The 19,189-nt window shown below is 73.5% G+C and carries 16 protein-coding genes; 10 read left to right on the forward strand and 6 right to left on the reverse strand.

Features of this window, described 5'->3' with window-relative positions; all coding sequences use genetic code 11:
• Positions 1 to 25 precede the first annotated feature (25 nt).
• Both murJ and ACF09E_RS05740 read right to left on the reverse strand, forming a co-directional pair.
• Positions 26 to 1,681 (reverse strand): murein biosynthesis integral membrane protein MurJ, encoded by a 1,656-nt coding sequence (gene murJ, locus ACF09E_RS05735; protein WP_392204041.1) that lies wholly within the window; start codon positions 1,679 to 1,681, stop codon positions 26 to 28.
• Positions 1,678 to 2,853, reverse strand: coding sequence for a lipid II:glycine glycyltransferase FemX (locus ACF09E_RS05740; RefSeq protein ID WP_392204042.1), 1,176 nt, complete (start codon positions 2,851 to 2,853; stop codon positions 1,678 to 1,680). Before ACF09E_RS05740 ends, murJ begins: the two co-directional genes overlap by 4 nt.
• Positions 2,854 to 3,048: 195 nt before the next feature.
• Here ACF09E_RS05740 and ACF09E_RS05745 point away from each other — a divergent pair, with 195 nt between their 5' ends.
• A complete protein-coding gene (locus ACF09E_RS05745) occupies positions 3,049 to 4,239 on the forward strand; it encodes an Ig-like domain-containing protein (protein ID WP_392204429.1) in 1,191 nt (396 codons plus the stop codon).
• A gap of 19 nt (positions 4,240 to 4,258) precedes the next feature.
• On the opposite strand, the gene ACF09E_RS05750 is transcribed toward ACF09E_RS05745, so the two are convergent.
• On the reverse strand, positions 4,259 to 4,960 hold the full coding sequence (locus ACF09E_RS05750; protein WP_392204043.1) for a pirin family protein: 702 nt from the start codon (positions 4,958 to 4,960) through the stop codon (positions 4,259 to 4,261).
• 128 nt (positions 4,961 to 5,088) lie between these two features.
• Here ACF09E_RS05750 and ACF09E_RS05755 point away from each other — a divergent pair, with 128 nt between their 5' ends.
• From ACF09E_RS05755 to fabF, 5 genes are all read left to right on the forward strand, one after another.
• Entirely contained in the window at positions 5,089 to 6,270 is a 1,182-nt protein-coding gene (locus tag ACF09E_RS05755; protein ID WP_073917732.1) for a CdaR family transcriptional regulator, read from the forward strand.
• Between the two features lie 89 nt (positions 6,271 to 6,359).
• A complete protein-coding gene (locus tag ACF09E_RS05760) occupies positions 6,360 to 7,277 on the forward strand; it encodes an ACP S-malonyltransferase (RefSeq protein WP_392204044.1) in 918 nt (305 codons plus the stop codon).
• Between the two features lie 18 nt (positions 7,278 to 7,295).
• The gene (locus tag ACF09E_RS05765) at positions 7,296 to 8,327 is read left to right on the forward strand and encodes a ketoacyl-ACP synthase III (RefSeq protein ID WP_392204045.1); all 1,032 of its coding nucleotides are present in this window, start codon (positions 7,296 to 7,298) and stop codon (positions 8,325 to 8,327) included.
• Positions 8,328 to 8,383: 56 nt separating this feature from the next.
• A complete protein-coding gene (locus ACF09E_RS05770) occupies positions 8,384 to 8,632 on the forward strand; it encodes an acyl carrier protein (protein WP_030220891.1) in 249 nt (82 codons plus the stop codon).
• A gap of 79 nt (positions 8,633 to 8,711) precedes the next feature.
• Complete coding sequence (fabF, locus tag ACF09E_RS05775; RefSeq protein WP_361855840.1) at positions 8,712 to 9,974, forward strand: beta-ketoacyl-ACP synthase II; 1,263 nt, start codon at positions 8,712 to 8,714, stop codon at positions 9,972 to 9,974.
• Positions 9,975 to 10,114: 140 nt separating this feature from the next.
• Here the strand turns inward: fabF and ACF09E_RS05780 are convergent, their stop codons facing one another.
• The gene (locus tag ACF09E_RS05780; RefSeq protein WP_361855837.1) at positions 10,115 to 10,609 is read right to left on the reverse strand and encodes a DUF3145 domain-containing protein; all 495 of its coding nucleotides are present in this window, start codon (positions 10,607 to 10,609) and stop codon (positions 10,115 to 10,117) included.
• 261 nt (positions 10,610 to 10,870) lie between these two features.
• On the opposite strand from ACF09E_RS05780, the gene ACF09E_RS05785 reads away from it, so the two are divergent.
• A complete protein-coding gene (locus ACF09E_RS05785) occupies positions 10,871 to 11,764 on the forward strand; it encodes an SGNH/GDSL hydrolase family protein (RefSeq protein WP_392204046.1) in 894 nt (297 codons plus the stop codon).
• Positions 11,765 to 11,821: 57 nt separating this feature from the next.
• Here the strand turns inward: ACF09E_RS05785 and ACF09E_RS05790 are convergent, their stop codons facing one another.
• The gene (locus ACF09E_RS05790) at positions 11,822 to 14,305 is read right to left on the reverse strand and encodes a glycoside hydrolase family 3 protein (RefSeq protein ID WP_392204047.1); all 2,484 of its coding nucleotides are present in this window, start codon (positions 14,303 to 14,305) and stop codon (positions 11,822 to 11,824) included.
• A 150-nt stretch (positions 14,306 to 14,455) separates the two neighbouring features.
• On the opposite strand from ACF09E_RS05790, the gene ACF09E_RS05795 reads away from it, so the two are divergent.
• Entirely contained in the window at positions 14,456 to 15,055 is a 600-nt protein-coding gene (locus ACF09E_RS05795) for a TetR/AcrR family transcriptional regulator (RefSeq protein ID WP_392204048.1), read from the forward strand.
• 7 nt (positions 15,056 to 15,062) lie between these two features.
• The gene (locus tag ACF09E_RS05800; protein ID WP_388799166.1) at positions 15,063 to 15,788 is read left to right on the forward strand and encodes a carbon-nitrogen hydrolase family protein; all 726 of its coding nucleotides are present in this window, start codon (positions 15,063 to 15,065) and stop codon (positions 15,786 to 15,788) included.
• Between the two features lie 97 nt (positions 15,789 to 15,885).
• On the opposite strand, the gene ACF09E_RS05805 is transcribed toward ACF09E_RS05800, so the two are convergent.
• Entirely contained in the window at positions 15,886 to 18,075 is a 2,190-nt protein-coding gene (locus ACF09E_RS05805) for a M4 family metallopeptidase (protein ID WP_392204049.1), read from the reverse strand.
• Positions 18,076 to 18,221: 146 nt separating this feature from the next.
• Here ACF09E_RS05805 and ACF09E_RS05810 point away from each other — a divergent pair, with 146 nt between their 5' ends.
• Positions 18,222 to 19,184, forward strand: a complete 963-nt coding sequence (locus ACF09E_RS05810; RefSeq protein WP_388799160.1) for a LysR family transcriptional regulator — start codon at positions 18,222 to 18,224, stop codon at positions 19,182 to 19,184.
• Positions 19,185 to 19,189 lie beyond the last annotated feature (5 nt).

Consider the following 19,189-nt stretch of genomic DNA (forward strand, 5'->3'; position numbering starts at 1 on the left):
GCCCCTCCGGCCGGAGGGGGTGTGCTCAGCGGCGGTGGGCGAGGCCGCGCAGCCGGCCGCCGCCGGCCCCGATGAGGGCCTGGAGCTCGGTGAGCCGCAGGGGCTTGGCGAGGACGGCGAACACGGTGAGGACGGTCAGCGCGCCGGCCGCCCCGGAGGGCACGGCCCCGGCGGGGCCGGTGAGGTCGGTGACGAGGAGTCCGTAGCCGGCGGCGGGCACGGCGGCGGCCAGCAGCCGCACCAGGGCCCCGGCGGAACCGCCGGAGACCGGGGCGCCGGGCGCCGGGCCGCTCACCCTGAGCCTCCTGCGCAGCACGGAGGCCGTGAGGGCCCAGCCGGCCCAGAGGGCGAGCGAGTATCCGGCGGCCATGCCGGCGACGGCCCAGCGGGTGGGCAGGTACTGGTAGGCGGCGAACGACAGCCCGGCGTTGAGCCCGGCGATCACCAGGTTCAGCAGGAACGGGGTGCGGGTGTCCCGCAGGGCGTAGAAGGCGCGGTTGCACACGTACTGCCCGGAGAGGGCGACGAGGCCGGGGGCGAAGGCCATCAGGATCCAGGACATCGCGCGGACGTCGTCGCCGGTGGTCGCCCCGTACCGGAAGACGGCCGTCAGCAGCGGGACGGCGAGCGCGAGGAGGGCGCAGGCCGCCGGGACGACGGCCGCCTGGCTGGTCCGCAGGGCGTACGAGACGTCCCGGCGGACCCCCGCGAGGTCGCCGTCGGCGGCCGCGGCGCTCATCCGGGGCAGCAGCGCGGTGACGAGGGAGACCGTGATGATGCCGTGCGGGACGGACCACAGGAGGTAGGCGTTGTTGTACGCGGCGAGGCCGCCGCCGCTGACCGTGCCGCCCGCCGAGGTGGCGAGCAGGGTGGTCACCCAGTACGCGCCCTGGTTGGTGAGGACGAGCAGGACCAGCCAGCCGGCCGAGCGCAGCGGTGCGGCGAGGCCGCTGCCGCGCCAGTCGAAGCGGGGCCGCCAGCGGAAGCGGGCGGCGCGCAGCGAGGGCACGAGGGCGAGGGCCTGGAGCACGATGCCGGCGGTGGTGCCCCAGCCGAGCAGGGCGGTCTCGCCGGGGGTGAGGGCGCCGCCGTCGGAGACGACGAGGAAGAGGGTGAAGACGGCGACGACGACCACGTTGTTGAGGACCGGGGTCCACATCATGGCGCCGAAGCGGCCCCGGGCGTTGAGGACCTGTCCGAGCAGGGTGAAGAGGCCGAGGAAGAAGATCTGCGGCAGGCACGCGCGCGTGAAGGCGAGGGTCAGCTCCCGCTGCGCGCCGGTGTAGTCGGTGTAGGTGTCGACGATCAGGGGCGCGGCGAACACCGCGGCGGCGGTGAGGACGGCGAGGGCGAGCACGCAGAGGGTGAGGAGCCGGTCGGTGTAGGCGGCTCCGCCGTCCTCGTGCTCCTTCGCGGCCTTGACCAGCTCGGGGACGAAGACCGCGTTGAGGGCGCCGCCGAGGAGGAGCGTGTAGATGATGGTGGGGACGGTGTTGCCGACCGCGTAGCCGTCGGCGACGGCGGCCGCGCCGAGCGCGGCGGCGACCACGGAGGCGCGGACGAAGCCGGTGGCGCGGGAGACGAGCGAGCCGGCGGCCATGAGCGCGCCGCTGCGGAGCGCCGACGGGCGGGACGCCGCCCGTTCCCTGCCGGGCTGTTCGGCGGTGAGCGTGGCGGTCATCGGCGGGCCAGGTACGCCTGGAAGGCGCGGTACAGCGCGTGGTTGGTCGTGCCCTGCATCGGTGTCTCCCACTCCCCCAGCGTCTCGACGACCTGTCCTCCCGTGCCGAGCTTCCAGCGGAGCAGCCCGTGGGCACGGTCGCCCGGGTCGAGGGTGGAGGGTACCCCGCGCAGGTCGTAGACGGCGGCGCCGAGGGCGTGGGCGTCGAGCATCATGCGCCACTGGAGGGCGTTGGACGGCCGGACCTCGCGGCGGTGGTCGGCCGAGGCGCCGGTCTGGTACCAGACCCGGCCTCCGACGGTGACCATGGTGTGGGCGGCGAGGATCTCGCCCTCGTGGCGGGCGAGGTAGAGCTTCATCCGGCCGGGCTGCTCGGCGTTGAGGACGGCGTACTGGCGCTCGTAGTAGGCGAGGGAGCGGCCGAGGCGGAAGCCGTCGCGCTCCTCGGTGATGCGGAGCAGCCGGTAGAACTCGGGGAGGTCGGCGGCGGATCCGACGGTGATCTCGACACCGGACTTGCGGGCCTTGCGGACGTTGCGCCGCCATTCCTGGTTGAGGCCGGTCCACAGGTCGTCGGCGGTGCGGCCGGCGAGCGGCACCTGGAAGACGTGGCGTGGCTGGGCGTCGGCGCCGTCCTCCGACTCCCCGCCGCAGCGGCGCCAGCCGCGGGCGCGGAGCCGTTCGGCGACGGCGGTGCCGAGGGGGTCGACCTCGTCGGCGAGGACGTCGGACAGCCGGCGGCCGGGGCCGGCGGCGGCCTTGACGGTGGCGGCGTTCCACCGCCGGTAGGCGGGTCCGGGGCCGATGCGGACGGCGAAGGCGCCGCAGGAGCGGAGGTGGGCGAGCAGGGGGGTGAGCCAGCCGTCGACGTCGGGGTCGGACCAGTCGGCGACGGGGCCCTCGGGCAGGTAGGCGAAGTACTTGCGGGTGCCGGGGAAGGGGCGCAGGAGGACGAGGGCCACGCCGGTCGTGCCGCCGGACTCCGGCCCCCAGCCGATGAGCCGGTGCTGCCAGCCGTCCTTGACCTGCGCCCAGGCGGGGACCTGGAGGAAGCTGGGCCCGTCCGCACCGGAGCGGGAGGCGAGGAAGGCGCGGTAGACCTCGGGGGTGACGGGGCCGAGCCGCAGGGTGCGGCGCTCGGCGGGTGCGGCCGTCACGAGCAGGGCTGACACAACGGAGCCTCCTTGTTCCGCCCCTCGGTGGTGGGGCGCACAGCAGGCTCACAGCCGAATTCGACGGAGTCGCGCGTCGTATGTGACCGGACGATGACCGTTGTGCCGCAGCCCCCGTCATACGGGGCCCGGGGCCGCCGCGGGGGGCGGGGAGCGACCTAGAGTCCGAAACATCCCACTCGCTTCCCACCACCCCTGCGGAGGTCTCCCGTGCTGCGCATACGCACAACCCGTCCCGTTCTCGCGGCAGTCGCGCTGGCCGTCTCCCTGACGGCCTGTTCGGCGCAGGCGGCGAGCGGTCCCGGGGGAAGCGGGGCTCCCGCCGCGGACGGGTCGGCGTCCCCGCCGAAGGTGACGGTCGTGGAGCCGGCCGCCGGCGTCCCGGTGACGGTGACCGCGGCGGGCGGCACCATCTCCGAGGTGAAGGTCATGGACGCGGACGGCGGTTCGCTCGCGGGCCGGGCGGCCGGGGGCGGCACCCGCTGGGTCTCCGACCGCAAGGCGGCGCCGGGGACCCGGTACACGGTGGAGGTCACCTCGCGCACGGCCGACGGGAAGGAGTCGACCACCCGGTCCTCCTTCGAGACGGCCCGGGCCGACAAGGTCAACAAGCTGACCCTGGCCCCCGGCAAGAACACCACCGTCGGCATCGCCCACCCCCTCTCGATCGTCTTCGACCTGCCCGTGACGAAGAAGGCCGACGTGGAGAGGCAGCTCAAGGTGACCACCTCGAACGGGACCGAGGGCTCCTGGGGCTGGGTGAAGGACCACTCGGGCCGCGACCGGGCGGACTGGCGGCCCCGGGCGTACTGGAAGCCGGGCACGAAGGTCACCCTGCGGGCGGACCTGAACGGCACGGACTCCGGCGGCGGCTGGTTCGTACGGGACTACCGCACGGGCTTCACGGTCGGCGCCGCGCAGGTCGTGAAGGTCGACCTGGACCGCCACGAGCTGACCCTCTCCAGGGACGGGCGCACGGTCCGCACGATCCCGGTGTCCGGCGGCACCCCGGGCGGCGACAAGCGGTCCTGGCGGGGCACGGCCGTGCTGATGGCGAAGGAGGGCACCATCAACATGAACTCGGAGACGGTCGGCCTCGGGGACGCCTACGACAAGGACGTCGACTACTCGATGCGGCTGACCTGGTCGGGGATGTACGCGCACGCGGCCCCGTGGAACGCCCGGTACTTCGGCAAGGCCAACATGAGCTCCGGCTGCATCGGCATGAGCGACGCCGACGCCGCCTCCTTCTACGGCGCGGTGCACGTCGGCGACCCCTTCGAGATCACCGGCCGGGACACCAAGGGCACGGTCGCCGAGGGCAACGGCTACGGGGCGTGGAACCTCAGCTGGGAGCAGTGGCGGAAGAAGAGCGCGCTGGCCTGAGGGGCCGGGCCCCGGCCGGTCAGCCGAGGGCCCTGCGCCAGTCCCGCATCTCCCAGACCAGGACCTCCGCACCGGTCGTGGCGACGAGGGTGCGGTCCCCGGGCCCGGTGAGGCGGACGGCGTCGCCGGGCCCCAGCGGCTCCTCGCCCGCGCCGTCCGCTCCGGTCTCCCCGCCGAGCGCGACCGTGCCGCGCACGACGTGGACGTAGACGAAGTCGGCGGCCGGTACGGGGATCGTCCCGCCCGCTTCGGCCCGGCGGACGTGCAGCCGCGCGTCCGCCGCCGGGAGGTCGTAGGTGCCGGACGCGCCGGTCCCCCGCACCACCTCGTACGAGGGCTCCCCGCCCGGCGACAGCGGTGCGAGCCACATCTGCACGAAGACGAGCGGCACGTCGCCGTCGTTGCGCTCGACGTGCCGGACCCCGCCGGCCGAGCTCAGCCGCTGGAGGTCGCCGGGGTGGACGAGGGTGGTGTGGCCGGCGGTGTCGTGGTGGGTGAGCTCCCCCTCGACGACCCAGGTGACGATCTCGGTGTGGCTGTGCGGGTGCTCGTCGAAGCCGGCCCCGGGCGCGAGCCGCTCCTCGTTGCAGGCGAGGAGCGCGCCGAAGCGCAGGTTGTCGGGGTCGTAGTGCGGGCCGAAGGACAGGGCGTGCCGGGTCTCGATCCCGGCTGCCCGGTCGCCCCCGGGGTACCGCTCCGCCGCGCGCTGGATGCGTATCACGGGTCCTACGGTAGTGCGCCGGGCCGGAGGCCCCGGGGGGCTGTGCCGGGGCCGGACCGCCGGGGCCGGCGGGGGCGAACCCGCCCCGACCCCGCACGCCGCCGTCCGGATAAGGCAGTCTTGTCCCCGTGCCAGAACCCACGAACGCCCCTCACCCGCACGCCGCGACCCTGAAGCGCCTCGAACAGTCCTCCGGGCGGCTCGCCGCCAACGCCATTGCCCGCATGGACGAGACGCTGCCGTGGTACCGGGCGATGCCGCCCGAGAACCGGTCGTGGATCGGCCTGGTCGCGCAGGCCGGCATCGCCGCGTTCACCGAGTGGTTCCGGCACCCGGAGACCCCGCAGGCCATCTCGACGGACGTCTTCGGCACCGCGCCGCGCGAGCTGACCCGCGCGATCACCCTGCGTCAGACCGTCGAGATGGTGCGCACCACCATCGAGGTCATGGAGACGGCGATCGAGGAGGTCGCCGCCCCCGGCGACGAGTCCATCCTCCGCGAGGCGCTCCTCGTCTACGCCCGGGAGATCGCCTTCGCGACGGCCCAGGTGTACGCGCAGGCCGCCGAGGCGCGGGGCGCCTGGGACGCGCGCCTGGAGTCGCTGGTGGTGAACGCGGTCCTGTCGGGCGAGGCGGACGAGGGCGCGGTGTCCCGCGCCGCGGCGCTGGGCTGGAACTCCCCCGACCACGTGTGCGTGATCCTCGGGACGGCGCCCGACGGCGACAGCGAGCTGACCGTGGAGGCGATCCGCCGCGCGGCCCGGCACGCCAAGCTCCAGGTCCTCACCGGGGTCCTCGGCAACCGGCTGGTGGTCATCGCCGGCGGCAACGACAACCCGCTGGCCGTGGCGAAGGCCCTGATCGGTCCGTACGCGGCGGGACCGGTCGTCGCGGGCCCCGTGGTCCCCGACCTGCTGGCGGCCACGCGCTCGGCACAGGCCGCGGCGGCGGGCCTGAAGGCCTGCTCGGCGTGGCAGGACGCGCCCCGCCCGGTCCTCGCGGACGATCTCCTGCCGGAGCGCGCCATCGCGTCCGACCCTTCGGCGCGCGAGCAGCTGGTGGAGGAGATCTACAGACCGCTGGAGGAAGCGGGCTCGGCGCTGCTGGAAACTCTCAGTGTCTATCTGGAACAGGCCAGCAGCCTGGAAGGCGCGGCCCGCATGCTGTTCGTGCACCCGAACACCGTGCGCTACCGGCTTCGACGTGTGACCGACGTCACCGGTTGGTCACCCTCCGATGTCCGTTCGGCGTTCACGCTGCGGATCGCGCTCATTCTCGGACGCTTGGCCGACGGAGATCCGCAGTCCTAGACTTTTGTCGAACACCAACAATTCCCCCGACGGTTCTTCGTCCCTGTCCCCACGGGCGCTCGAAGCCGTCCGCAAGAGAGAGTGTGAGGGTGCTCGTACTCGTCGCTCCCGGCCAAGGCGCCCAGACGCCCGGCTTCCTGACTCCCTGGCTCGAACTCCCCGGCGCCGCCGACCGCATCGCGGCCTGGTCGGACGCGATCGGACTCGACCTCGTCCACTACGGCACGAAGGCCGACGCGGACGAGATCCGTGACACCGCCGTGGCGCAGCCGCTGCTCGTCGCCGCCGGCCTGCTGTCGGCCGCCGCGCTCGGCGCGGTGTCCCCCGGCGTCGTCGCCGGTCACAGCGTCGGCGAGTTCACCGCGGCCGCGTTCGCGGGCGTCCTCGACGACACCGCCGCGCTGCGTCTCGTCCGGACCCGCGGGCTCGCGATGGCCGAGGCCGCCGCGATCACCCCCACCGGCATGTCCGCGCTGCTCGGCGGCGACCCCGAGGTCACCGTCCCGCACCTGGAGAAGCTCGGCCTGACCCCGGCCAACGTGAACGGCGCGGGCCAGATCGTGGCCGCCGGCACCCTGGAGCAGCTGGCCGCCCTGGAGGCGGACAAGCCCGAGGGCGTCCGCCGGGTCGTCGCGCTCAAGGTCGCCGGCGCCTTCCACACCTCCCACATGGCTCCGGCCGTGGCGCAGCTGGAGGCGGCGGCGAAGGAGCTGTCCCCGGCCGCCCCGGCCACCCGCTACGTGTCGAACAAGGACGGGCAGGTCGTCACCGACGGCGCCGAGGTCGTGGCGCGCCTGGTCGGCCAGGTCGCGAACCCGGTCCGCTGGGACCTGTGCATGGAGACCTTCCAGACGCTGGGCGCGACCGCGCTGATCGAGGTGTGCCCCGGCGGCACCCTGACCGGCATCGCCAAGCGGGCCCTGCCGGGCGTGGCCGCGGTCGCCCTCAAGACTCCCGACGACCTGGACGCGGCCCGTACGCTCATCGCTGAGCACGCGGCCGTCTGACAAGGAGTGTCGAGAAGCATGTCGAAGATCAAGCCCAGCAAGGGCGCCCCGTACGCGCGGATCCTCGGTGTCGGCGGCTACCGCCCCACCCGGGTCGTGCCGAACGAGGTGATCCTCGAGAAGATCGACTCGTCCGACGAGTGGATCCGCTCGCGCTCCGGTATCGCCACCCGTCACTGGGCCTCTCCCGAGGAGACCGTCGCCGCCATGTCGGTGGAGGCCTCGGGCAAGGCCATCGCCGACGCCGGGATCACCCCCGAGCAGATCGGCGCCGTGATCGTCTCCACGGTCTCGCACTTCAAGCAGACCCCGGCCGTCGCCACCGAGATCGCCGACAGGATCGGCGCCGGCAAGCCGGCCGCGTTCGACATCTCCGCCGGCTGCGCGGGCTTCGGCTACGGCCTGACGCTCGCCAAGGGCATGGTCGTCGAGGGCTCCGCCGCGTACGTGCTCGTCATCGGCGTCGAGCGGCTCAGCGACCTGACGGACCTGGAGGACCGCGCGACGGCCTTCCTGTTCGGCGACGGCGCCGGCGCCGTGGTCGTCGGCCCGTCGGACGAGCCGCACATCGGCCCCACCGTCTGGGGCTCGGAGGGCGACAAGTCCGAGACGATCAAGCAGACCGTCCCCTGGAACGAGTTCCACGTCGGCGACGTCTCGAAGCTTCCGCTCGACAGCAACGGCGAGATCAAGTTCCCCGCCATCACGCAGGAGGGTCAGGCGGTCTTCCGCTGGGCCGTCTTCGAGATGGCGAAGGTCGCCCAGCAGGCCCTGGACGCCGCCGGGATCTCGGCGGACGACCTCGACGTCTTCATCCCGCACCAGGCGAACATGCGGATCATCGACTCGATGGTGAAGACGCTGAAGCTGCCGGAGCACGTCACGGTCGCCCGTGACGTCGAGACCACCGGCAACACGTCCGCGGCCTCGATTCCGCTCGCCATGGAACGACTCCTGGCGACCGGCAAGGCGAAGAGCGGCGACACGGCCCTCATCATCGGCTTCGGGGCGGGTCTCGTCTTCGCCGCCACGGTCGTTACCCTCCCCTAGGCACTCCGGTTCTCCCGGACGCCTTTTCACAAGTAATCACAAGAAGGAGCGCCACCATGGCCGCCACCCAGGACCAGATCGTCGAAGGCCTCGCCGAGATCGTCAACGAGATCGCCGGCATCCCGGTCGAGGACGTCGAGCTGGGCAAGTCGTTCACCGACGACCTGGACGTCGACTCGCTCTCCATGGTCGAGGTCGTCGTCGCCGCCGAAGAGCGCTTCGACGTCAAGATCCCGGACGAGGACGTCAAGAACCTCAAGACGGTCGGCGACGCTGCCGACTACATCCTGAAGCACCAGGCCTGATTCGGCCCTCGCTGACTCGGTCCGCCACCCGGCGGTGGCGCCGTATTCCGACCATCACACACATGGAGAACGAATTCCTGTGAGCTCGACCAATCGCACCGTGGTCGTCACCGGTATCGGCGCAACCACACCGCTGGGTGGCGACTCCGCGTCGACCTGGGAAGGTCTTCTCGCGGGGCGCTCCGGCGTCCGGCCCCTGGAGGGCGAGCGCTTCGCCGAACTGCCCGTGCAGATCGCCGCGACCGCCGCCGTCGACCCCGGTGACGTCCTGCCCCGCCCGCTCGCCCGCAAGCTGGACCGCTCGGCGCAGTTCGCGCTGATCGCGGCCCGCGAGGCCTGGGCCGACGCGGGCTACACCGCCCCGGCCGGCGAGGACGCGTCCGTCGCGCCCGAGCGGCTCGGGTCGGTCATCGCCTCCGGCATCGGTGGCGTAACGACTCTGCTGGACCAGTACGACGTGCTGAAGGAGAAGGGCGTCCGCCGCGTCTCCCCGCACACCGTGCCCATGCTCATGCCGAACAGCCCCTCCGCGAACGTGGGTCTGGAGGTGAACGCCCGGGCGGGCGTCCACACTCCGGTCTCCGCCTGCGCGTCGGGTGCCGAGGCCATCGGCTACGCCGTCGAGATGATCCGTACCGGCCGTGCCGACGTGGTCGTCGCCGGCGGCACCGAGGCGGCGATCCACCCACTGCCGATCGCCGCCTTCGCCAACATGATGGCGATGTCCAAGAGCAACGACGAGCCGACGAAGGCCTCGCGCCCCTACGACACCGGCCGTGACGGCTTCGTGCTCGGCGAGGGCGCCGGCGTGGTGATCCTGGAGTCCGAGGAGCACGCGAAGGCCCGTGGCGCCCGCGTCTACTGCGAGGTCCTCGGCCAGGGCCTGTCGGCCGACAGCCACCACATCGCGCAGCCCGAGCCGACCGGCCGGGGCATCGCCGCCGCGATGCAGAACCTGCTCGACGCGACGGACCTCAAGCCGTCCGAGGTCGTCCACCTCAACGCGCACGCCACGTCGACGCCGCAGGGCGACGTCGCCGAGATCAAGGCGCTGCGGAAGATCCTGGGCGACGACCTGGACCACGTCGCGATCTCCGCGACGAAGTCGATGACCGGCCACCTCCTGGGCGGCGCGGGCGGCATCGAGACCGTCGCGACGGTCCTGGCCCTCCACCACCGCCTGGCCCCGCCGACGATCAACGTCGACGAGCTGGACCCGGAGGTCGACGCCGACATCGTCCGTGACGAGCCCCGCGAGCTGCCGCAGGGCACGATCGCCGCGATCAACAACTCGTTCGGCTTCGGCGGCCACAACGTGGTGCTGGCGTTCCGCACGGTCTGACGCGCGACGCACGGCCCGAAGGAGGCCCGCCCCCTGACCGGGGGCGGGCCTCCTTCGCGTTCCCGGGCCCGGTCGGGGCGCGCCTCGGCGACCGGGGGCGCGGTCGGGCGCCGGCCCCGATGGCGGGCCGTGACGGCGGGTCAGACGACCTGGTGGAGCCAGCGGACGGGGGCGCCCTCGCCCGCGTAGCGGAAGGGCTCCAGTTCGTCGTCCCAGGGCTTGCCGAGCAGCCGGGCGATCTCCGCCTCCAGCTGCGTCTCGCCCTGCGCGGAGCGGGCGAGCGCGGCCCTCAGCCGGTCCTCGGGGACCAGGATGTCCCCGTGCAGGCCGGTGACGGCGTGGAAGATGCCCAGGTCGGGGGTGGCGCTGTAGCGCTCCCCCTCGGCCGTGGGGCAGGGCTCCGCGGTGACCTCGAAGCGGAGCATCTGCCAGCCGCGCAGCGCGGAGGCGAGTTCCGAGGCGGTGCCGGTGCGGCCCTGCCAGGAGAACTCGGCTCTCCAGGTGCCGGGGGATGCCGGCTGGCGGATCCAGTCGAGCTGGACCCTCGCACCGAGGACACCCGCGACCGCCCATTCGACGTGCGGGCACAGCGCGCGCGGTGCGGAGTGAACGTACAGGACTCCACGTGTCGTCACCGGGACCTCCAGTGTGGGACGAGGTTCGCCTTTTCCCAGCGGCCTCAGTAAACAGCATCAGGAGCAAAAGGTCACAAACCATCAAAAAGGGGACAGGAAGTGACGTGATGTAATTTACCGGAGCCGGTCGGCAAAGGTGCCTCTGGTTCGACGGGGGAAAAGCTACCGTGCCGCGCCGTCATCGGTGTGACGTACGGTCGGTCCGGGGGCGGGCGAGCACGAGGCTTTCACCCGCCAGGACGCCGAAGGAGGGGGCCGGGGATGCGCGGCCGACGCAGGATCCGTACCGCCGTCGCGGCACTGCTGTGCGCGGGGGCGCTGGCCGGCTGCACCTCCGGGGAGCCCGCGGCGCGGGCCCCGGGGACGACGGCCACGCCGAGGACGACCCCGAAGCCCGTCCCGAGTCCGAGCCCGCTGTGGGACGTCTCCCCCGCGTCCGTCGCGGCCGTCGGCGACTCCGTCACCCGCGCGTTCGACGCCTGCGCGATCCTCGCGGACTGCCCCGAGTCGTCCTGGGCCACGGGCACGGACACCGCCGTGAACAGCCTCGCGATGCGCCTGCTGGGCCCGGAGAAGGCCGCCGCCCGCAGCTGGAACCTGGCGCGGTCCGGGGCGCGGATGGCGGAGCTTCCGGAGCAGATGGCGGCGGCCGCCGCCGAACGGCCCGAGCTGGTCACGGTGATGATGGGCGCGAACGACGCCTGCCGGGCCACGCCCGAGCTGATGACCCCGGTCGCCGACTTCCGGACGCAGTTCGAGACGGCGCTCGCCCGGCTGCGGAAGGGCGCGCCGAAGGCGCAGGTGTACGTGGCGAGCGTGCCGTCCCTGATGCACCTGTGGTCGACGGGGCGGGTCCTCCCGATGGGTCTCGAGGTGTGGAAGCTGGGCGTCTGCGGGGCGATGCTGGCGGACGCGGCGGACCTGGGCGCCGCGGCGGAGCGGCGGCGCGCGGAGGTGCAGGACCGGGTGGTGGCGTACAACCGGGTGCTGTCGGAGGTGTGCGCGAAGGACGAGCGCTGCCGGTACGACGGCGGGGCGGTCTTCGGATTCCGTTTCGACAGGGCGCAGTTGAGCCCCTGGGACTTCTTCCATCCGAGCCGGGACGGACAGGCGCGGCTCGCGGAGCTCGCGTACCGCCGGATCACGGCGGAGTGAGGACCCCGGGGCGGCTGTCAGGTGCCGCCCCGGGGCCGGTCTCGGGGGCCTCCGGGATCAGATCTCGACGGTGGCGGTCAGCCGGGCGTCCGTGAGGGAGCGGGCCGCCACGACCTCGTAGCGTCCGTGGACGAGGGTCCAGGCGCCCTTCTCCTCGTCCCAGATCTCGAAGGCGCGCCGGGGCAGCGCGATCCGGGCCTCCACCGTCTCGCCGGGGTCCGCCCCGACGCTCGCGAAGCCGGCCAGCCAGCGGGCCGGGCGCTCCACGGTGTCGTCCACGGGCGCCAGGTAGACCTGGACGACCTCGCGGCCGGCGCGGTCGCCGGTGTTGGTGAGCCGGACGGACGCGGTGCCGGGGCCCGCGGCCAGGGCGTCGTACGACCAGGTCGTGTAGCCGAGGCCGTGGCCGAAGGCGTACGCGGGGACGGCGGCCGCCCGGTCCCAGGCCCGGTATCCGACGAACAGGCCCTCGGCGTAGTCGAGCCGGCCCCCGGTGGGGGTGGTCTCGGTGACGGGGACGTCGGCGAGGGCGACGGGCCAGGTGGTGGGGAGGCGCCCGCCGGGCTCCTCGGCACCGGTGAGGACGTCGGCGAGGGCGGCGCCGCCCTCCTGGCCGGGGAACCAGCCGAGCAGGACGGCGGCCACGTCCCCGCGCCAGGGCAGCTCGACCGGGGAGCCGGCGTTGACCACCACGACGGTGTTCGGGTTGGCGGCGGCGACGGCCCGTACGAGGTCGTCCTGGCGGCCGGGCAGGGCGAGGTCCTTGCGGTCGAAGCCCTCGGACTCGACCCGCTCGGTGGTGGCGACGACCACGACGGCGGTGTCGGCGGTGCGGGCCGCCTCGACGGCCTCGGCGATCAGTTCGTCGGGGTCACGGCGCGGACCGAGGTGGACGAAGGAGAACATGACGGCCGGAAGCGGGGCCGCGAACTCCTTGTCGAGGGTGTGGAGCAGGGAGACCTCGACGGTCTCGCCCGCGGTGAGCGTCACCTTCGCGCGCTCGACCGGGGAGCCGAAGAAGGCCTCGAAGGGGTCGGTCTCGGGGCCTATCGCCTGCACGCCGTCGTAGAGGGTCTCGCCGCCGACGGCGAGGGTGAAGGCGCCGAGGCCGCGGGTGCCGAAGGAGTGCTCGCCGGACTCGCGCGGGGTGAAGGTGCCGGTGACCTCGATGGAGGCGAGGGCCTCGTGGGTGACGCCGGCCGGGAGGTCGTCGCCGATCCACTGGACCTGGCCGTTGGGCAGGGAGCCCTCGCCGAGCACGGCGCCGGAGGCGTCGCGGCAGCGGGCGCGCAGCGTGAAGCCGGGCGAGACGGAGCCGGCGGGGGTGAGTTCCTCGCTGGGGTCGGCGCCGAGGTGGTAGGTGAGCGCGCCGTCGGCGAGCGCGGCGGTGAGGCCGTCGAGCGGGGACACGACGTGGTCCGGGAAGACCTGGGCGGAGCCGCCGCCGAGGATGCGGGCGTCGCGGGCCGCGGCGCCGGAGAGGGCCACGGTCGCGCCGGGGCGCAGGGGCAGCGCGCCGTTCTCGTTGCGGACGAGGACGAAGCCGCGGCGGGCGATCTCGCGGGCGAGCGCGTCGCCGTCGATCGCGGCCGGCGGCTCGGTGACGACGGGCGGGGCTCCTTCGAGGGCGCCGACGCGGGCGGCGAGCCGCAGGACGTTCCGTACGGCCGCGTCGACGGCGGACTCCTCGGCCTCGCCGGCGCGGACGGCGGCGGCGAGGGCCTCGCCGTAGACGGTCCGGGGGCCGGGCATGGCGACGTCGAGGCCGCCGGCGATGTCGCCGGTGGTGGAGCGGGCGGCCATCCAGTCGGAGACGTTGCAGCCGTCGAAGCCCCACTCGCCGCGCAGGACCTCGTTGACGAGCTGGTGGTGCTCGGTCATGGTCACGCCGTTGACCTGGTTGTAGGCGGTCATGATGCCCCAGGGGCGGGCGTTCGCGACGATGGCCTCGAAGGGGGCGAGGTAGAGCTCGCGGAGCGGCCTCGGGGCGATCCGGTTGTCGACGGTGAAGCGGTCGGTCTCGGCGTCGTTGGCGACGAAGTGCTTGACGGTGGTGCCGACGCCGCCGTCCTGGACGCCCTGTACGTAGCCGGTGCCGATGGCCCCGGTGAGGAGCGGGTCCTCGCTGTAGGCCTCGAAGTGGCGGCCGCCGAGCGGGGTGCGGTGCAGGTTGACCGTGGGGGCGAGCACGACGTGCACGCCCTTGCGGCGCGCCTCCTGGGCGAGGAGGCGGCCCGCGCGGCGGGCGAGGGCGGGGTCCCAGGCGGCGGCGAGCGCGGTCGGGGACGGCAGGGCGACGGACGGGTCGTCGGCGGTCCAGCGGACGCCGCGGACGCCGACGGGGCCGTCGGACATGACCACGGACGTCAGGCCGATCTCCGGCAGGGCGGGCAGGGACCACATGTCCTGGCCGCCGAGCAGCCGCGCCTTGGTGTCCAGGTCGAGCGCGGCGAGCGCCGCCTCGACGGCCTCCTCGCGGGCCGCGTCGGCCGCACCGTCCACCGCCGTGTCCGCTGCCGTGCCCGCGCTGGTCTCCGTCATGGCCGTACCTCCTCGTTGACGTACCGATGACCCCGATGACGCCATCGTGCACCGCGTTACCTGTAGATCGGTAGGTGATGTTACCTCTTCGTTATCCATGGGCGGGGTACGGTCCTGGTGCGGAAGCGACGAGCGGAGAGGGGCAGGGCGATGGCGCGGGCCAGGAGCGAGGAACGGCGGGCGGAGATCCTGCGCGCGGCCCTCGAGGTGATCGCCGAGCGCGGCTACCGGGGCGCCACCCTCGGCTCGGTCGCCGAGCGCGTCGGCCTCACCCAGCAGGGACTGCTGCACTACTTCCCGACGAAGGAGGCGCTGCTGGTCGCCGTCCTGGAGGAGCGCGACCGCTGGGACACGAGCGGCGGCCGGGACCGCGAGGGCTGGCGGCTCGACCTGATCGAGTCGCTCGTCGAGTACAACGCGATGCGGCCCGGCATCGTGCAGACCTTCTCCGCGCTCCTCGGCGAGAGCGTCACGGACGGCCATCCGGCCCGGGAGTTCTTCACCGAGCGGTACGCGCAGGTCCGGACGAACATGGCGCAGGTGCTGCGCCTGGAGTTCGGCGACCGCCTGCCGAGCGGGCTGAGCCCGGAACGGGCGGCGCCGCTCCTGACGGCGGTGATGGACGGCCTCCAGTACCAGTGGCTCCTGGACCCGGCGGCGGTCGACATGCCGGCCGCCTTCCGCGACTTCCTGCGCCTGCTGCGCGGAGGCGCGGACCACGAGCCGCCGCCGGGACGACGGGCGGCATGATGGGGGCATGATCGTCGCAGCCACCCAGTTCGCCCCGGTCGCCGGGGACATCGCCGCCAACGTGGACACCGTCGCCGGGCTGGTCCGGGCCGCCGGCGCCGAGGGCGCCCGTGTGGTCGTCTTCGCCGAGCTCTGCCTCAGCGGGTACGAGCCGACCCTGATACGGGACACCCCCGAGCTGGTCCTCACCGAGGACGACCCCCGGCTCGACCCGGTGCGGGAGGCCTGCCGCGCGGTGTCGGCGGCGGCCGTCGTCAACGGGCCGGTGCGGACGGCGGACGGCCGGCCCGCGATCACGACCCTGGTCGTCGGCCCGGAGGGCGGGCTCCTCGCCCGCTACGACAAGCAGCACCTGTACGGGATCGAGCGGGAGGTCTTCGCCGCGGGGACCGCCGACGGGCGGTTCACGCTCGACGGGGTGCGGTTCGCGACGGCCACCTGCTACGACAACCGCTTCCCCGAGCTGGCCGCACGGGCCGCCGACGACGCCTGCGCGGTGTACCTGGCGAGTTCGGTGCTCGCCGCCGACAACGACTCGTTCACGACGGTGTACCCGGTACGGGCCCGGGACTTCGGCCTGTCCGTGGTGCTCGGCAACGTCCTCGGGGCCAACGAGGACGGTGTGGGCGGCGGTTCGGCCGGCGCCTGGGGACCGGACGGGGCCCGGATCGCAGACGCGGGCGGTACGGAACCGGGGTTCGTCCTCGCCGAGGTCGGCCCGCCGCGCCGGTGACGGACGCGGAGAGCCGGGCGGCCGCGGGACGACGGCCGCCCGGCTCCGGGGAAGGCCGTCACGGAACCCCCTGGTCCGTGACGCCTCCCCGCCCCCGCTACGGGGCGCTCAGGCCCAGCGTGTACGCGCCGGAGCCGCTGTACGCGTGGACGATGTACCGGTAGTAGCCGGCGGTGCCGGTGTAGCTGGTGTTCTCGTCGGCCGTCGCGGTGCCGCCGACGGCGACGTCGACCCAGCTCGCGCCGTTCCACTTCTGCAGGTAGAGGTCGTAGTCCTTGCCGGCCGGGCCGCGCAGGCAGCCGACGTGGGTGCCGGAGGTCGCCGAGTAGTAGTAGGAGCCGTCCGGCTGGACCGCCCGCTGGCCGGAGGTCAGGCTGCCCTGGTAGGTGTGCTCGGAGTTCGCGCAGCCGGCGGGCGGGGTCGTGGTGCCGACCGACAGCTGGTACGTGACCGTGTGGGTCGCGGAGCCCGTGCCGGTGACGGTGATCGGGTAGGTGCCGTTGGCCGTGCCCGCCGCGACCTGGACGGTCATCGTCGACGCGTTGCCGGAGGTCACCGAGGCCGGGCTGAAGGAGACGGTGACACCGCTCGGGGCGCCGCTCGCGGAGAGCTGGACGGTCTGCGCGCTGCCGCCGGTGGTGCTGGTGTTCACCGTGGAGGTGACGGAGGCACCGGGCTGGACCGAACCGGAGGAGGGGTTCAGGGCGAGCGAGAAGTCCGGGGTGGTGGTGCCGCCGCAGTCGGTCTCACCGGACTGGGCGGGTACGCCGACCGCGTTCCAGGCCGCCTTCACCGCGTTGCACTCGGTGCTGCCGTAGGTGTTCTTGGCGCTGGTCAGGGTCGCCCTGCGGGCGGCCAGGTGGTTCCAGGAGGAGGTCTTCATGAGCAGCGCGCCCATGAAGATCTTGCCGGCCTTCTGGATGCCGACACCGGTCACCGAGGACGGACCGCCGGAACATATGGGGCTGCTGGGCTTTCCGCCGCCCGGGTTCGACCCCTCGGCGAGCAGGTAGAACCAGTGGTTCTGCGGTCCGGCCGCCGCGTGCACCTCGGTGCCCGAGTTCAGCTGCGGGTAGCAGTTGGGGTCGTTGCCGACGAGCGAGGGGTTGTACATGTTCCGGATCGGCTTGCCGTCGCCGAAGAAGTTGACCTCCTCGCCGACGGTGTAGTCCGGGGTGTCGTTCGGGTTGTTGGCGTAGTGCTCGGTGAGCGCGCCGAAGATGTCGCCGGTGGACTCGTTGAGCCCGCCGTTCTCGTTGGAGGAGCCGGCGCTGCCCGGGGTCCGGTCGAAGATCTCGTGGCCGTACTCGTGCGCCACGACGTCGATGCCGGTGAGCTGGTTCGAGCCGGTCTGGGCCCGCCCGTAGGTCGTCTTCGTACCGTCGTAGTACGCGTTGACCTCGGAGAGTCCGGCGCGGGCCGGGACCATGCCGCCCTGGCCGTTCTGCCCGTTGTAGCCGAACCACTCCTTGAGCATGGAGTGTTCCTTCTGCGCCGCGTACATGATGTCGACGCAGGCGGTCACGAGGTCGTTGGCGCCGTTGTTGCCCCAGGGCGAGGAGCCCGTGTACGCGCTGCCGTTCTGCCCGCCGCACTTGAAGCCGCCGCGGCTGGTGTCGGTCATGGAGCTCGCGGCGGTGTCGATGGTGACGTTGCCGTTGTGGTAGCCGCGGCCGTCGGCGTGCAGGATCTTGTCGGTGGCGCGGGCCACGGAGCCCGTACGGGCGTCGACGTAGGTGTCGAGGGAGCTCGGGGTGTCCTTCGCGGTCCGGCCGACGACCAGGGTGTGCCAGGTCAGGACGGCCTTGCCGCCCTTGAGCAGCACGGTCAGTTCGGGGGTGCTCGCGCTCTCCACCGAGGCGAGCTGCCCGCGGGCGGTGGCGAGGGCCTCGGCCGCGGTGACCTTCGCCGTCGTGGAGACCCTGATGGCGGGCGCCGGGGCGCCGGTGACCTCGCGGACCTTGCCGGAGCTGTCGGAGAGGACGACCGCGTCGCCGCCGCCGGCGACCGGAAGGCCGCGGTAGGTGCGCTCGTACGACGCGTAGTAGAGGCCGTTCGTCCACGGGGTGACCGAGGTCCGGACGAGCTCCTCGTCGGTGCCGTGCCGGAGCTCGTCGAGTCCGCTGGCCGCGGCGCCGTCGGCGGCGGCGAGCGCGAGGGACCGGCCCTGGCCCGGGGGTACGGGCTGCGCCTTCGGGGCCGCGGTGGCGGTGCCGGCGAGGGCGGTCGCGAGGCTCGCCGAGAGCGCCAGGGCGGCCACGGCCGCCGTGAGTCTGCTGGGGTGCAACGTCTGCTCCGATCGGGGTGGGATCGTGGTGGGGGAGACGGATCGTCGCGCCGAGTATGGGCGTGCACATGACTTGTTCGGGACATCTCATCCGGCATAAGACGCGGGTTATGGTGCGGCCGCGCGGTGCTGCGTACGCTGCTGAAATGCAGCTGGAGTTGAGGCATCTGGAGGCTGTCTGCCGGATAGCGGAGGCAGGCAGTCTGGGACGCGCGGCCGGCCGGCTGGGGGTCTCGCAGCCCGCGCTCTCCGCGCAGCTCCGGCGCATCGAGCGGGTCGCCGGCGGGGAGCTCTTCCTCCGCGGCCGCCACGGCGTGGAACCCACCCCGCTGGGCGAGTTCGTCCTCGCCAAGGCGCGGCTCGTCCTCGGCGAGATGGACGCGCTGGCCGCCGGGGCGCGGGCCGTCAGCCACGACACCCCGCTGCGCCTCGGCTGCATCCTCCTCGTCCTGGTGGACGGGCTGCTGGGGCAGCTGGAGCGGGTGATGGCCGGTCAGGACATCGCGGTGACCGTGGAGCACTCGGCCACCACCCTGACCCGGCAGCTCGGCGCGGGCCGGTACGACGCCGTGCTGTACGGGGAGGTCAACGACCACGAGGTGACCCTGCCCGAGGGCACCACGGCCCGGACCCTGGTCCCCAGGGAGCCGTTCTGCGTCCGCCTCTCGGCCGCGCACCCGCTGGCCGGGAAGGAGCGGATCGCGCTGGCGGAGCTGGCCGGCGAGTCCTGGATGACGCTCGTCGAGGACGACGACGGCGGGCCCGAGGCGCTGGTCGCCGCCTGCGCGAAGGCCGGGTTCACGCCCTCGCTGCGGCACCGGGTCGCCGACCGGAAGATGCACTACGACCTGATCGCCTCGGGCCGGGCGATCTCCCTGAGCCAGCCCACCGCCCCGCACGCCGAGGGCACGGTCCTGCGGCCGCTGGAGGGCGATCCGGTCCTGGGCCGGATCCGGCTGGCCTGGAACAGGGCGGCGGTCCCGGCCCGGCAGGCGGAGCTGCTGTACCGGGCCGCGGTCCACGCCTATCTGGCGAACGTGGACAACAACGCCTTCTACCGGGAGTGGTGGGACGCCCGGCCGGAGCTCCACCCGGTCCTCGACGCCTGAGCCCG

Origin of the sequence: Streptomyces sp. NPDC014891, assembly GCF_043081085.1 — a bacterium.
GTDB lineage: Bacteria > Actinomycetota > Actinomycetes > Streptomycetales > Streptomycetaceae > Streptomyces.